Genomic DNA, 13802 nt, shown 5'->3' with positions numbered 1-13802 from the left:
AAAGAACAAGCAATGAGCAACGCAACGATCCCGAACGCTTCGTCGAACGCACTCGACATCCGCGCGCTGGGCAAGCGCTACGCGAGCACGCAGGCCGATGGCGGCGAGCTGCAGGTGCTCGAAGGCATCGACCTGCACGTGCCCGCCGGGCGCTTCGTGAGCATCGTCGGCGCGAGCGGCTGCGGCAAGTCGACGCTGCTGCGCCTCATCCTCGGGCTCGACGCTCAGTACGAGGGCCAGATCCTGCTAGGCGGCCAGCCCATCGCGGGCACCGGGCGCGAGCGCGGCATCGTGTTCCAGGACCACCGGCTCTTTCCGTGGCTGACGGTGGCGCAGAACATCGCCGTCGGCCTGCGCAACGCGCCCTTCACCGCGAAGGAGAAGGCCGAGCTCGTGGCCGAGCACGTCGCGCTGGTGGGCCTGAACGGCTTCGAGCGCTCGTGGCCGCACCAGATCTCCGGCGGCATGGCGCAGCGCGTGGCGATCGCCCGCGGGCTCGTCAACCGTCCGCGCGTTCTGCTGCTCGACGAGCCCTTCGGCGCGCTGGACGCGCTCACGCGTTCACGCCTTCAGAACGAGCTGCAGCGCATCTGGCAGAAGGAGCGCATCACGATGCTGCTGGTCACGCACGACGTGGAGGAAGCCGTCTTTCTCGGCGACCGCGTGGTGGTGATGCAGCCTTCGCCGGGGCGCATCCGGCGCATCGTCGACGTCGACCTGCCCCATCCGCGCAACCGCAGCGATCCGGAGTTCATCCGGCTGCGCGACGACGTGCTCGGCGACTTCCTGGACACCGGACCGGTGCCGCGCGCCGAGCCGCCGGCCAGGGGCGGCATCGCCGCGGGGAGCGCCACCCTGCCGCAGTTGCAGCTCGCCTGGTGACGCGCTCGAATCGCGTACTGCGCCGGCCGCGGTTCAGCCTGCTTCGTGCGGCCTCCGCCCGCGACGGGGCGTAGCCGCCTTCAAGCGACCTTTCGTCCCTTGACGGAGAACTGGTTGACGGGCCGCTCCAGCCCGAGGTTCTCGCGCAGGGTTCGCCCTTCGTATGCCGTGCGGAACAGCCCGCGGCGCTGGAGTTCGGGGATCACCAGGTCCACGAACTCCTCGAGCGATTCGGGCAGCACCGGCGGCATCACGTTGAAACCGTCGGCCGCGCCGTTCTCGAACCACTCCTGCATCCTGTCCGCGATGGTCTGCGGCGTGCCCACCACCACCCAGTGGCCGCGCGCGCCGGCGAGGTATTCGTAGAGCTGCCGTACGGTGAGCCTGTCGCGCCGCGCCAGCTCCAGAACCACGTGGGCGCGGCTGTTGCGCCCCGCCGGCGGCTCTGGGATGTAGGGCGGCGGCGCATCCAGGTCCCAGGTCGACAGGTCCTCGCCGGGCCAGAAGGTGTGCAGCGTGTTCAATCCCACCGACGGGTGGATCAGCCCCTGGAGCTTCGCCCACTTGGCCTCGGCCTCTTCCTGCGTGCGGCCGATCACTGGCGAGATGCCGGGCAGCACCAGCAGCTGCTCGGGCCGCCGCCCGTACCTGGCCAGCCTGCCCTTCACGTCGCGATAGAACGCCTGCGCCTCGGCCAGGCTGGTCCAGGCGGTGAAGATGGCTTCGGCCGACGCGGCAGCGAGCTCGCGCCCCGGCTCCGACGACCCGGCCTGCACGATCACCGGATAGCCCTGCGGCGGCCGCTCCAGGTTGAGCGGGCCCGCAACCTTGAAGTACTTCCCCGAATGGTTGATGGCATGCAGCTTGGCCGGGTCGAAGTACTTGCCCGAGACCGGATCGCGCTGGAACGCGTCGTCCTCGAAGCTGTCCCACAGGCCCTTGGCCACGTCGATGAACTCGTGCGCCTGCTCGTAGCGGGAGGCCGGGTCGGGATGCCTGTCGAGGCCGAAGTTGCCGTGCACGTTGTCCGCGCTGGTGGTCACCACGTTCCAGGCCGCGCGCCCCTTGCTGAGATGGTCCAGCGAGGCGAACTTGCGGGCCAGGAGGAAGGGGTCCTCGTAGGTGGTCGAGGCGGTCGCGACGAAGCCGATGTGCCGCGTCACCGCCGAAAGCGCCGCCCACAGCGTCACGGGCTCGAAGTAGGACACCCGCCCCTGGCGGCTGAAGGCTTCCTTGTCCCCATGGAAGCCGACGCCGGGTGTGTCGGCCACGAACACCTGGTCGAACAGGCCGCGCTCGGCGGTCCTGGCGACCTCGATGTAGTGGTCGATGTTGACGCCCGAATCGACCTGCGAACCCGGATGGCGCCATGCGGCCACGTGGTGGCCGGTGGCCATGATGAAGGCGCCGAGGCGCAGCTTGCGTTGACTCATGAGATGCCGTGCTGGAAATGAACGGAACGGCATCTGGCGTGCCGCAAAGCACGCCACGTTAGAGCGGCGCGGGGGCCGCGCCAAATAAGAAATCCGCGCTTCCTTATTCGCTCGCTGGCACAGGATCGCCAGGAGGCCGCCCCCGCTCCTCTCACAGGAACGGCCGAATCCGGGGAGGTTTTTCGCCACAACTGCCTCAGCCGATGTCCGACACGCCGCCTGGCATGGAAGCCTAGCGTTTGAACCAGAAAACGAACCAACCAAGAACCCGCCAAGCCGACCAAGCCAAACCACCCAGCCCGGAAAGGAAGACGCCATGAGCGAGCCATCGAGAAGACAGCAAGCCAGAAACGACCGTATCGACAACCAGCGCGTCTTCGTGTTCAGCATTGCCGTGGCCATCATCGTCATGGCCGGCGCGCTGCTTTATTTCTACGCGGTCGACAAGCGCGGCGAAGGCCCCTCGCACGAGGCCTCGAACGACGCCTCGCCGCCGGCGGCACAGGTGCAGGGCGGCGCGCAGACGCCGCCGGTTCAGGCGCCGAGTGCGCCGCCGAAGTAGCGCCAGCGTCCCGAATCGAGAAGCACCATGACACAGACTGTCAGCGACTTCGTCATCGAGCGGCTGCGCCAATGGGGCGTGCGCCGCATCTACGGCTATCCGGGCGACGGCATCAACGGCATCGTGGGCGCGCTCGACCGCGTCGACGACGGCATGGAGTTCGTCCAGGCCCGCCACGAGGAGCTTGCGGCCTTCATGGCCTGCGCCCATGCCAAGTTCTCTGGCGAGGTGGGCGTGTGCCTGGCGACCTCCGGACCCGGCGCGATCCACCTTCTCAACGGCCTGTACGACGCCAAGCTCGATCACCAGCCCGTGGTGGCACTGGTGGGCCAGCAGAAGCGCAGCGCGCTGGGCGGCGACTACCAGCAGGAAGTCGACCTCGTTTCGCTCTTCAAGGACGTGGCCCATGAGTTCGTGCAGATGGCGACCAGCCCGGAGCAGGTGCGGCACCTGATCGACAGGGCGATGCGCATCTCGCGCGATCGCCGCGCCGTGACCTGCGTGATCTTTCCCAACGACCTGCAGGAGCTTCCCGCCGTGCCGGTGCCGCCGCGCGAGCACGGCACGGTGCACAGCGGCATCGGGATCACCGCGCAGTCGGTGGTGCCACCGCCGGACGCATTGCAGTACGCGGCGGACATCCTGAACGCCGGCCGCAAGGTGGCGATCCTCGCCGGCGCGGGCGCGCTCCATGCGACCGATGAACTCGTCGCCGTGGCCGAGCGCCTGGGCGCGGGCATCGCCAAGGCGCTCCTGGGCAAGGCCGCGGTGCCCGACGACCTCCCCTACGTGACCGGCGCCATCGGCGTGCTCGGCACGCGGCCGAGCTCGTGGATGATGGAAGAGTGCGACACGCTGCTGATCGTGGGCTCGTCGTTTCCCTACGCCGAGTTCCTGCCCGAAGAGGGACAGGCGCTGTGCGTGCAGATAGATACCGATGCGCGCGCACTGGGCCTGCGCTACCCGACGGAGCTGGGCCTGACCGGCGACAGCCGCGCCACGCTCGCCGCTCTGCTGCCGCTTCTTTCGCCCAGGAGCGATTCGTCGTGGCGCGAGTCCATCGAAAGCGAAGTCGCGCGCTGGTGGCGCGTGCTCGAAGCGCGCGCGCATGTGCCTGCATCGCCCATCAACCCGCAGCGGGTGTTCTGGGAGCTGTCGCCGCGCCTGCCCGACGATGCCGTGCTCACCTGCGACAGCGGCTCGGCCGCCAACTGGTACGCGCGAGACGTCAAGCTGCGCCGGGGCATGAAGGCGAGCCTGTCGGGCGGGCTGGCGACCATGGGGCCGGCGGTGCCCTATGCGATCTCTGCCAAGCATGTCCACCCCGATCGGCCCGTGATCGCGCTGCTGGGGGATGGCGCAATGCAGATGAACGGGCTCAACGGCCTCATCACCATCGCACGGCTGTGGCGCGAGTGGAGCGATCCGCGGCTGGTCGTGATGGTGCTGAACAACCGCGACCTCAACCTCGTGAGCTGGGAACAGCGCGTGCTGGGCGGCGACCCCAAGTTCGAGGCATCGCAGGAGTTGCCTGATTTCCCCTATGCGCGCTTCGCGCAGATGCTGGGACTGGAGGCTATGCGGGTGGACTCGCCCGATGCTGTAGGCGCCGCCTGGGACGCGGCCTTTGCCGCCGACAGGCCGATGCTGCTCGAAATGGTGACCGATGCCGCCGTGCCACCCTTGCCGCCCGATGTTTCGCTCGCGCAGGCCAAGGCGTATTTCTCGGCGCTGTGGCAGGGCGATCCGGAAGGCATGCGCACGTTGAAGGCGGTGATCCGGGAATACTGGGCCAGCCTCACCGCGGGCCGGCTGGAAACGACGTCCTGACCCGCGTCCCTCCCCCGGACTGTCAGCGCGAGGTGGAATCGTCCGACAGGGAGCTTCCCGGCCGCGGACCAGATTGGGTTTCTTTCAACACCCAAAGGAGTCTCGGATGATCCGGAAACTCGCCTCGGGGGAATACCGCCTCTATTCGCGCAAGACCGACTCCAAGACCGGCAAGCGACGCAACCTGGGCACATTCGGTTCGCGGGAACAGGCGCAGCAGCACGAGCGCGAAGTCCAGTACTTCAAGCGCCACGGCTGAGCGCCCTGAGGTGCCGCGTAACGCGGACAGCACCATGACACGCCCTCTTCTTCTGAAATTCGCTGCCTTTGCCGCGGGTTGGCTGCTCGCCATCCACGCAGGTGCGCAGGTGGCGCTCCCGTTGCCGGCCGAGATCGATGCAACCGGCTCCGGGCACGGCATCGTCAGAGGGGAGCCTGCGGGCAGCAACGACAGCGCACGCAAGGCCGCCGAAGAGAAGGTGGAGTCGGACTACGGCATCGCCATGAAGAAGTGCGAGAGCCTGAAGAATGCCGACAAGCCCGCCTGCACGTCTCGCGCCGAAGCAGAAAGAGCCAAGGGCATGACGGACATCGGCTCCGCTGCCCGCTCCACGCCGGAGGGGCAAACGCCATCGAGGAGCACCCCGTGAGCGCCCGCCCTCACCTTCCCCGGTCCGCGGGCTTGCCGGCCTGGATGTCCTCGGTCCACGCCTGCACGTCCCGCTTCGTCATGCCGCTCACCGGCGTAAGGCGCCCGTCCACGTAGCCCATCTTCTCGACGTCGTGGAGGTACTGCTGCCGCGACAGCAGGGTTCCCGCGCACACGTGCTCGTCCGGACGGGGCGCCTCGCGCGTCTCCTCGGCAAGGCGATCGATCAGGCGAGTGACCAGCCAGCCGGGAATGCGATGGCGCTCACCGGGATAGACATAGCCGAACAGCGTCACGTGGGCCAGCAGCACCCGCCAGTGCGGGCCGAAGCGCTCCAGCAGGTTGGCCCAGTCCATCAGCTCGGCGCGGGCCAGCAGCAGGTGCGCGATGTCGCCGCCGTCGTAGCGCTCGCGCTCCATGATGAAGGCCTTGGAAAGCACGCAGTCCTCGGCATTGGCGACGAGCACCGGCTCGCCGAGGATCTCCGCGCCGCAGTTGCCGCGGAACCAGCGATCGTCCACCGGCGAAAGGCCGTTGCCCGAATTGAAGATCAGGTCGATGAACTCCTGCCCCTCATGCACCTTGGCCAGCCAGTGCGGATGCCTCATCTCCACTTGCCAGCCGTGCCGGCGCATCAGCCGCGCGATGCGCTCGTAGTCTTCGCGGCGGATGAACAGGTCCAGGTCCTTGGTCGCGCGGCGGATGCCGGTGTAGCAAGCCTGGGCAAAGGCGCCGCCAACGAGAAACGGGATGCCTGCAGCGTTCAGGGCGCGCAGGCTCTTCCTGTAGAAGGCCGCGACATGAGGCTCGACCTCCTTTTCCAGCGAGGGTGCCAGGGCGGCAAGGCCGGCAGGACCAGTGGCGGTGACGGTAGGAGGCCTCATGCGGGCAGCGTAGGTTCGACGGGCGACCCCACGGCCGGCGCAAACGGCCTCATCCTGCGTCGGCTGATACCTACAACCGCAGCGGGATGCAGCCGATGACGGCGAGTCGCGCGAGGGCGCAGTCTGGCTTGGCTCCTTCTTCATACCGCCTGACCACCATGCCCCAGCCGAAATCCTCTTCCCACATCCGGTTTGCCGCCGTTGGAGACCTCCATGTCCAGAGCGACTCCGCCGGCGAGCTGCGTGAGCTTTTCGCGCACGCCGCCGACAAGGCCGACGCCCTGCTGCTTTGCGGCGACCTGACCGACTACGGAACCGCGGAGGAGGCCGGCATCCTGGCCAGGGAACTGAGCGCCGTGTCGATTCCCGTCGTGGCCGTGCTGGGCAATCACGACTTCGAGGCAGGCACGCCCGAACTGGTGACGGCGGCGCTCGCCCATGCCGGTGTGCGCGTGCTCGATGGCTCCATCTGCGAGATCGAGGGTGTCGGCATCGCCGGCGTCAAGGGTTTCGGCGGCGGTTTCGGGCGCGGGTCGCTCGGTGCCTGGGGCGAGCCGGCGATCAAGCTGTTCGTGCAGGAGGCGCTGAACGAGGCGATGAAGCTGGAATCGGCACTGGCCAAGCTGCGCACGCGCCGGCGGATCGCGCTGCTGCACTACGCGCCCGTCGTGGGCACTGTGCAGGGCGAGCCGGCGGAGATATTCCCGTTCCTTGGCAGCAGCCGGCTGGAAGAGCCTTTGCTGCGCTATCCGATGGATGCGGTCTTCCATGGCCATGCGCACCGCGGCACCTTCGAGGCGCGCACCATCAACGACGTGCCGGTCTACAACGTCGCCCGCCCGCTGCTGCAGCGCACCCGGCCCGACACACCGCCCTTCTTCCTGTACGAGCTGCCTCGCGCGCCGGTCGAGGAACAGGCTCCGGCGGCGGCATAGGTTCCCGTTCCCGCCCCTTCCCTCTCAAGGCTTGGACGACGTTCGAGGTCGGCCTGCTCCCACACGCACGCAGCTTGCGAAGGATGACAAGAACTATCTCCCCTTACCTTTCTTACCCTTCTTCCGGAGCAGCAGCCATGGCCAACCAGAACACTCCCGAAAACGAAAACGCAGAGCGCGACGACACCTCGTCCGACACCTCGTCGAAGAAGCACAACAAGGCCGGCAACCAGCCTCTCACGCCGCGCAACGAGCCGAACCGTACGCCCGAGAGCCGCCACGATCGCGAAAGCCACGTCGGCAGCGGCAACCAGACCCAGGCCCGGCGCGGAGGCGCAACGAGATGACCGGCCGGGGCCGAACGCAATGCCGGCGCATGGCCGCGGCCTGAGCTCGGCCGTCATCGCCCTTCGCGAGCTCGGCGAGCGGACGAACGCCTGTCGCGAATGTCCCATCGGCGAGCATGCGACGCAGTCGGTGTTCGGCGAAGGGCCCGTGCGGGCCCGCCTCATGGTGGTCGGCGAGCAGCCGGGCGACAAGGAAGACCTCGAAGGCCGCCCCTTCGTGGGCCCGGCCGGGCGGCTCTTCGATCGCGCCGTGGCGGAGCTCGGCTGGTCCCGCGACAAGCTTTACGTGACCAACGCGGTCAAGCACTTCAAGTACGAGCTGCGCGGCAAGCGGCGCATCCACAAGACGCCGGCCCAACGTGAAGCGGACGCCTGCGCCCACTGGCTGGAAAGCGAGATCGAGGTGGTGCAGCCCGCTGCGTTCATCGCCCTCGGCGCCGTTGCGGCGCGCTCCCTCCTGGGCAGGCACGTGGCCGTCATGAAGGAGCGCGGCCAATGGCTCGAAGATGCCGCCGGGCGACGTGTGCTGGTCACGCTGCATCCGTCCGCCCTGCTGCGCGGCGACCCGGAACAGAAGCAGCAGGCGTGGCGGGCATGGCTGGACGACCTGTCGCTCGCCTCGGGCGAGTTCAGGAAGCCGGCGGCCCGTTCCGCCGGGCGCGCAGGGCGTGTTGGGCGGAAAGCTCCTGCCGTCCCGCACCTCGATCCAGCCACAGCCGGCAAAACGAGGAGGCGAAGGCCCCCTACGACGCAAGGCTCGTGAACACGAAGGCGGCCGACGCGGCCGCCATCGCGGCGGTTGCCGCCCAGCCCAGCACGCGCCAGCCCAGCGGCAGCGCAAGGTCGCCCATGAGCCTTCGGCTGCCCGCCGCGAGCATCACGCCGACCATGATGGGCACCGCCATCAGCGAGTTGATCACGGCCGCCCACACCAGCGCCTTCATGGGATCGATGCCGACCAGGCTGATGCCCATGCCGCAGACCATGGCGGCCGCGAGGATCGCGTAGAACGCCGGAGCGGCGCCCACCGGCTTTTCGAGGCCCCGGCGCACCTTCAGGAATTCGGCGCAGGCATATGCGGCGGAGCCCGCGAGCACCGGCAGGGCCAGCAGCCCCGTGCCGAGGATGCCCAGCGCGAACAGCACGAAGGCCGCATCGCCCGCGACGGGCCGCAGCGCCTCGGCGGCCTGCGCGGTCGATTCGATGTCTAGCTTGCCGTCGGCATGGAGCGTGGCCGCCGCGGCCAGGATCATGAAGAAGGCGATTGCGTTCGAGAAACCCATGCCCAGCCAGGTGTCGAAGTGCAGCCGCCGCAACTGGGCCGGTGCCTGGCGAGGCGCTTTGCGCAGCGGCTGGTCCTTCGCGACCCGTTCGATCTCCTCGACCTCCTGCGCCGCCTGCCAGAAGAAGAGGTACGGGCTGATCGTCGTTCCCAGGATCGCCACGATCATCTTCACCGTGTCGGCATTCCATTCGACGCGCGGCAGCAAGGCGCCCGCGAGCGCCGCCTTCCAGTCCACGTGCGCGACCATGGCCACGCCCACATAGGCCAGCAGCGACAGCGTGAGCCACTTCAGGACGCGAACGTAGCGGTGATACGGCAGCCACGCCTGCAGGCCGAGGGAAACGACGCCGAAGGCCAGCGCATAGAGGGCCTCTGGCCCGCCTATCGCGAGCCGGGTGACCTCGGCCATGGCGCCCAGGTCGGCCGCGAGGTTGATGACATTGGCGATCAGCAGAAGCATCACCGCGACCGCCACCACCGGCCGCGGCCAGAGTGCGGCAAAGGCCGAGGTCAGCCCGCGCCCGGTGGTTCGGCCGATGCGCGCGCTCGCGAGCTGGATGCCGACCATCAGCGGATAGGTCAGCAGCAAGGTCCAGCCGAGGCCGTAGCCGAACTTTGCGCCGGCCTGGGTGTACGTGGCGATGCCGCTGGGGTCGTCGTCGGCCGCACCGGTGATCAGGCCGGGGCCGAGCCTGCTCCAGAAGCCCTGCTCGCGCTCGTGATCTTCCTGGGTTGGCGTCTTCTTCGCCTCCTGCGTTGCATGGGGCGGCAACGTGCCGCCCGGCCCGTCCACGAGCAAGGCGGATGTCTGTGCAGTCGCATCGGGTTGTTGGGTCATGGTTTTCGCTCCGGAGGCTGCTTCGAGATGGAGGATGCGAACTCAGCCGCTGTCGAAGTCCGCCGCGGCGAACTTGCCGTCGGCATCCATTCCTGTGGCGAGGCCTAGCCGCATTGCCAGGTGCGCGGCGTCGTAGGGCGCGTGCACCTTGATGTCGTTGTCGAAATAGCAATACACATCGCGCCTGCCGCGCCGTGCGGAGGTGGCCGAAGCCAGTTTCGCGCCGGGCAGCTGGCGGCCCCGGCTCCAGGCATCGATGCGCGCCGCCCAGCGGTCGAGCGCCTCGTCGCTGTAGCCGCTGGCGTAGAGCTCCTTGTCGCCATGCAGCCGGATGTAGACGAAGTCGGCGGTGATGTCCTCGAGCACGGGCCATCGGCCGGCGGTGTCCGCCACGACCAGCGCCACGCCATGGCGCCGCAGCATGGCGATGAAGCCCGGGTCGACGAAGCTGCGGTTGCGCACTTCGACGGCGTGGCGAATCTTCAGCCCGCGCGCGGCCTTGATCACGCTGCGGCCGTTCACCCTGTCGTCGTGCTTGCGGGCCAGCGCCGTCACCGATTTCGCGTCGCGCGGCAGGAGCGACAGGAAGCGCTCCATCCGGTCGGGGTCGTAGCGCATGCGCGGCGGAAACTGCCAGAGCACGGGGCCCAGCTTCTTTCCCAGTGCCAGCACGCCGGACGCGAAGAAGTTGGCCAGTGCCGTGCCCGCGTCTTCGAGCTGCAGCATGTGCGTGATGTAGCGCGAGCCCTTGACGGCAAAGACGAAATCATCCGGTGTTTCGTCATGCCAGGCGCGGTACGACTCGGGCCGCTGCAGCGAGTAGAACGACCCGTTGAGCTCGATGCTCGGCAGCATCCGCGACGCGAACGCGAGTTCCTTGCGCTGCACCAGCCCAGCTGGATAGAAGCGCCCGCGCCACGGCGCGTAGCGCCATCCGGAAATCCCGATGCGGATGTCGCCACGCGGCGCCGCGGAACGCCACGCCGTCTTCCGGGGTTTTGCTCCTGCCTGCTTCGCCAAGCTCGCGCCTCCGGCTTCCAGGGCAACGCAACTGACGCTTGGCCGAGGCTCAGGCCATGGCGCCGAGCTCTTCCATCAGTTCTTCCTTGCGCGTGGCCAGTTGCTCGCGCATGGCGACCAGGTCGAGACCGCGGGCGGCGCGCGCCTTCACGAAGATCTCGTTGCGTTCTTCCTTCACGTGGTGGTCGATGTACTCGCCCAGCACGATGACCTTGGCGTCGAACTTGTCGTCGAATTCGGTGGCTTCCTGGATCTGCGCGATCAGGTCCTTCGCGCTCGCATGCTCCACCTCGGCTTCGTCGAGCAGGTCGGTTTCCTTGATGGCTTCGCGCAGGGCCGGATAGAAGATCTCTTCTTCGATCTGCGCATGGACGGTGAGTGCCATGCAGATCTCGTTGGCGAGGTCGCGCTTCTTCTGCTCCGCGGAAGCGGCACGCGAATGGGCGAGCTCCTCGTATTCCTTGAACATCTTCTTGACGCTGCGGTGATCGGCGTCCAGGAGACTGCAGGCATCGGGCTCGGCGCGGTGGGAGGTGGGCATCGTGGACTCCAATAGGTTCGGGGTTGCAGGGAGATCGCACGATCAATCCGCGCTCCCGCAGCCGGCGTAGGAATGAACCTTGTCCGCATAGCAGCGCGAGGCGATTCGTGGAACGTGCCCTCCTCGAAGCCGGGCACGGGCGTGCTGCCCCGGGCGAGATTGCCCGCTACGCGGACGCAACCGGCGCATCGAGCGACGGCGCGGCGCCTTCCGGCGCCGAGTGGCTCGCCGCATACCGTTCGAGGAAGAGGTAAAGCACGAGCCCGCCGCCGAGCGGCAGTAGGTAGTACAGCGCCCGGTACGCGAGCACCGCGCCCATCAGCGCGCCCTGCTTCACCGTGCCCGAAAGCAACGCGAGGTACACGGCTTCCAGCACGCCCAGGCCGGCGGGAATGGGCGTGAGCACGCCGACGATGGAGGCCGCGAGCAGTACGCCCAGCGTGGTCGCATACGGCACCTGCCGGCCCAGCAGCAGATACATGGCCGCCCCCATCAGCGCCCAGTTGCCCGCGGAGATCGCCAGTTGCATCGCCGCGATGCGCGCACTCGGCAGCTGAAGCCTCTTGCCCATGAGCGCCCATTCGCGCTTGCGCGAGGTCGCGCATGCCACCACATAGGCCAATGCCAGCAGGATCATCACCGCGCCGAGCGCGCGCAGCGCCCCCTGCCCGATATGCGCCTGCCGCGGCGGCTCGATGACGCCGGCCGCGAACAGCCCGCCGGCCAGCAGCCCGTAGCCGAGCCAGTTGGTGGCGAGGCTGATCCCGACGATCTGGGCGACGGAGGCCTCGTCCAGCCCCGCGCGTGCGTAGAGACGCGCGCGCATCGCGATGCCGCCGACCAGCGAGCCGAGGTTGAGGTTGAACGCGTAGCTAGTGATGGCGATGGCCCACGTGCGCCACCATGGCACGCCGTGGCGCAGATGACGCTTGCCGATCAGGTCGAAGCAGCCGTAGAGCGCGTGGCTGGCCGTCGCAATGCCGAGCACCGCGAGCAGCAGCCAGGGCGAATACCGCTGCAGCGCCTGCCACGCCCCGGCCCAGTCGACCTTGTGCGCGTGCGAAAGCAGAAGCCCCAGCACGGCGACGCCTGTCAGGGGCAGCACCCATCGGCGGCAGCGGCGCCATACCGAGGCCGAGGCAGGCGCGCCGGTGGCGCCCGCTGCCGGCACAGAGGCGAGCGTGGAACTCATGGGGCCGGCCTCGGTCACGAGCCCTGCTCGTCGTCGTTCTCTTCGCCGTGCGTGCCCGGTTGGGTGCGGGCCTTGGCGGGTGTCTTGTGCTCGGCTTCACCTTTTTCGTGGAGCTTCCTGTTGCCGACTTCCTTCATCAGCCGCTCTCCCTCGATGTCGCGGCCGTCGGTGGGAACGGACTCCTCCTGGGTGATTTCGGGTTCTTCGTGCGTCGGATGACGGGCGGGGGTCGGCTTGGGCTTGGACATGGCGGGGCGCCTCCTCGGACTCTGTCTGTGATGCAGGGAGTCTTCGGTGTCCGGCGCTGCCGCATCGCCATCCGTCGGCGATGGTGGGTGCAGGACATTTGCCATAGCCGTGGTTCCGACATGCGGATGAGCTCACCTCTTGCCCCCGGGACTTGCCTGCATCCGAGAAGGACGCCTACACGAGAGGGGACGAGCGCGTGGAATGTTCAATCCATGACTACCGGCAAGTCCAGGCTCGAAGGAGTGAACGTCATGCGCGCTGATGCAGCAACCAAGAAAGCCGCCCTGGTGGCCTTGGTCGCCGCATCGCTCTCGCTGGGATCGGCCGTAGCGCAACCCTCCGGCCAGCGCCTGGTGCCACCCGGTTCCGGAGCGCAGCCGGGCACGGACGCGGAGATCGCCGTGAAGCCGCCCGCCACCGGCGACTCGCGGCTGGCGAAGCCGGCACCGCCCAGCAAGGACACCGGCCTGGTCGAAAAGCCCCCGGCCGAGGCGAATCCAGGCCCTGGTGATGGCCGCAGCCACCGCAATGCCCCTCCCCCGGAATCCCCGAAATCGCGCCAGGGCGACTGCAAGGGAACCGCCGGCGACTGCAAACAAAGCTCCCCGCGCTGAGCGATGAAGACAGATGGAGATACCCCGAATGAAATCCAAGATTCTCAACACGGCTCCGGAACGCACCATTGCGCTGGTGTTCGACAAGGGTGACGACGTCATGCCCATCCTCGAACGGTTCGCGAAGGAGAACGCGCTGTCGGCCAGCCGTTTCAGCGCCATCGGCGCGCTGCGCTCGGCGGTGCTGGGCTACTTCGATTGGGACAGGAAGGACTACGACCGGATTCCCGTCGACGAGCAGGTCGAGGTGCTTTCCTTCAGCGGCGACATCGCGCTGGACGGCGACCAGCCCAAGGTGCACGCGCACGCCGTCCTGGGGCGGCGCGATGGCAGCACCGTCGGCGGCCACGTGCTGCAGGCCACGGTGCAGCCGACGCTGGAGGTGTTGCTCATCGAGTCGCCGGGCTACCTGCGCAAGACCTGCGATCGCGAGACGGGCCTGGCCCTCATCGACATCGACGCCTGAGTGCGTCCATTGGTCGCCGTGCGGTGTCGGCATAGGCCGACAGGGCTGCGCGCCGTCTGTCCTCAGTGATTCGGT

The 13802-nt window shown here is 68.2% G+C and carries 17 protein-coding genes; 10 read left to right on the top strand and 7 right to left on the bottom strand.

The features are described from left to right. The first annotated feature begins 12 nt into the window (after window positions 1–12). Window positions 13–882 (top strand): ABC transporter ATP-binding protein, encoded by an 870-nt coding sequence (locus FHT32_RS07960; protein WP_176664092.1) that lies wholly within the window; start codon window positions 13–15, stop codon window positions 880–882. A gap of 80 nt (window positions 883–962) precedes the next feature. Here FHT32_RS07960 and FHT32_RS07955 read toward each other — a convergent pair whose 3' ends face one another. Then, window positions 963–2315 (bottom strand): LLM class flavin-dependent oxidoreductase, encoded by a 1353-nt coding sequence (locus FHT32_RS07955; protein WP_176664091.1) that lies wholly within the window; start codon window positions 2313–2315, stop codon window positions 963–965. A 316-nt stretch (window positions 2316–2631) separates the two neighbouring features. Between FHT32_RS07955 and FHT32_RS07950 the strand changes: the two genes are divergently transcribed. The 4 genes from FHT32_RS07950 (at window position 2632) to FHT32_RS07935 (ending at window position 5357) form a co-directional block, all read left to right on the top strand. Then, window positions 2632–2877, top strand: coding sequence for a hypothetical protein (locus FHT32_RS07950; protein ID WP_176664090.1), 246 nt, complete (start codon window positions 2632–2634; stop codon window positions 2875–2877). A gap of 27 nt (window positions 2878–2904) precedes the next feature. Then, window positions 2905–4707 carry a thiamine pyrophosphate-requiring protein gene (locus FHT32_RS07945; RefSeq protein ID WP_176664089.1) on the top strand — a complete coding sequence of 601 codons (1803 nt, stop codon included), beginning with the start codon at window positions 2905–2907 and terminating at the stop codon, window positions 4705–4707. Between the two features lie 106 nt (window positions 4708–4813). After that, entirely contained in the window at window positions 4814–4966 is a 153-nt protein-coding gene (locus tag FHT32_RS07940; protein ID WP_176664088.1) for a hypothetical protein, read from the top strand. A 34-nt stretch (window positions 4967–5000) separates the two neighbouring features. After that, window positions 5001–5357, top strand: a complete 357-nt coding sequence (locus FHT32_RS07935; RefSeq protein WP_176664087.1) for a hypothetical protein — start codon at window positions 5001–5003, stop codon at window positions 5355–5357. Between the two features lie 10 nt (window positions 5358–5367). Here the strand turns inward: FHT32_RS07935 and FHT32_RS07930 are convergent, their stop codons facing one another. Then, entirely contained in the window at window positions 5368–6240 is an 873-nt protein-coding gene (locus tag FHT32_RS07930; protein ID WP_176664086.1) for a nucleotidyltransferase, read from the bottom strand. 158 nt (window positions 6241–6398) lie between these two features. On the opposite strand from FHT32_RS07930, the gene FHT32_RS07925 reads away from it, so the two are divergent. The 3 genes from FHT32_RS07925 (at window position 6399) to FHT32_RS07915 (ending at window position 8285) form a co-directional block, all read left to right on the top strand. Next, window positions 6399–7175 (top strand): metallophosphoesterase, encoded by a 777-nt coding sequence (locus FHT32_RS07925; RefSeq protein ID WP_176664085.1) that lies wholly within the window; start codon window positions 6399–6401, stop codon window positions 7173–7175. Window positions 7176–7312: 137 nt separating this feature from the next. Beyond that, window positions 7313–7522, top strand: a complete 210-nt coding sequence (locus tag FHT32_RS07920; RefSeq protein ID WP_176663627.1) for a hypothetical protein — start codon at window positions 7313–7315, stop codon at window positions 7520–7522. 19 nt (window positions 7523–7541) lie between these two features. Further along, window positions 7542–8285 carry a UdgX family uracil-DNA binding protein gene (locus tag FHT32_RS07915; protein WP_176664084.1) on the top strand — a complete coding sequence of 248 codons (744 nt, stop codon included), beginning with the start codon at window positions 7542–7544 and terminating at the stop codon, window positions 8283–8285. On the opposite strand, the gene FHT32_RS07910 is transcribed toward FHT32_RS07915, so the two are convergent. The 5 genes from FHT32_RS07910 to FHT32_RS07890 form a co-directional block, all read right to left on the bottom strand. Continuing rightward, window positions 8266–9645 (bottom strand): NRAMP family divalent metal transporter, encoded by a 1380-nt coding sequence (locus FHT32_RS07910; RefSeq protein WP_176664083.1) that lies wholly within the window; start codon window positions 9643–9645, stop codon window positions 8266–8268. The genes FHT32_RS07915 and FHT32_RS07910 overlap by 20 nt on opposite strands. A gap of 42 nt (window positions 9646–9687) precedes the next feature. Next, window positions 9688–10665 carry a DUF72 domain-containing protein gene (locus tag FHT32_RS07905; RefSeq protein ID WP_218088125.1) on the bottom strand — a complete coding sequence of 326 codons (978 nt, stop codon included), beginning with the start codon at window positions 10663–10665 and terminating at the stop codon, window positions 9688–9690. Window positions 10666–10714: 49 nt separating this feature from the next. Then, window positions 10715–11206: a hemerythrin domain-containing protein gene (locus FHT32_RS07900; RefSeq protein ID WP_176664082.1), complete on the bottom strand. Its 492-nt coding sequence runs from the start codon at window positions 11204–11206 to the stop codon at window positions 10715–10717. 166 nt (window positions 11207–11372) lie between these two features. Next, window positions 11373–12398: a lysylphosphatidylglycerol synthase domain-containing protein gene (locus tag FHT32_RS07895; RefSeq protein ID WP_176664081.1), complete on the bottom strand. Its 1026-nt coding sequence runs from the start codon at window positions 12396–12398 to the stop codon at window positions 11373–11375. A gap of 14 nt (window positions 12399–12412) precedes the next feature. Then, window positions 12413–12646 carry a hypothetical protein gene (locus FHT32_RS07890; RefSeq protein WP_176664080.1) on the bottom strand — a complete coding sequence of 78 codons (234 nt, stop codon included), beginning with the start codon at window positions 12644–12646 and terminating at the stop codon, window positions 12413–12415. Window positions 12647–12898: 252 nt separating this feature from the next. On the opposite strand from FHT32_RS07890, the gene FHT32_RS07885 reads away from it, so the two are divergent. Next, complete coding sequence (locus FHT32_RS07885; protein ID WP_176664079.1) at window positions 12899–13261, top strand: hypothetical protein; 363 nt, start codon at window positions 12899–12901, stop codon at window positions 13259–13261. 28 nt (window positions 13262–13289) lie between these two features. Then, entirely contained in the window at window positions 13290–13727 is a 438-nt protein-coding gene (locus FHT32_RS07880; RefSeq protein WP_176664078.1) for a PPC domain-containing DNA-binding protein, read from the top strand. The last annotated feature ends 75 nt before the right edge of the window (window positions 13728–13802 follow it).

It is taken from the genome of Variovorax sp. SG517 (assembly GCF_013376045.1).
GTDB lineage: Bacteria > Pseudomonadota > Gammaproteobacteria > Burkholderiales > Burkholderiaceae_C > Variovorax.
This window is presented reverse-complemented; position numbering and strand designations above follow the sequence as displayed.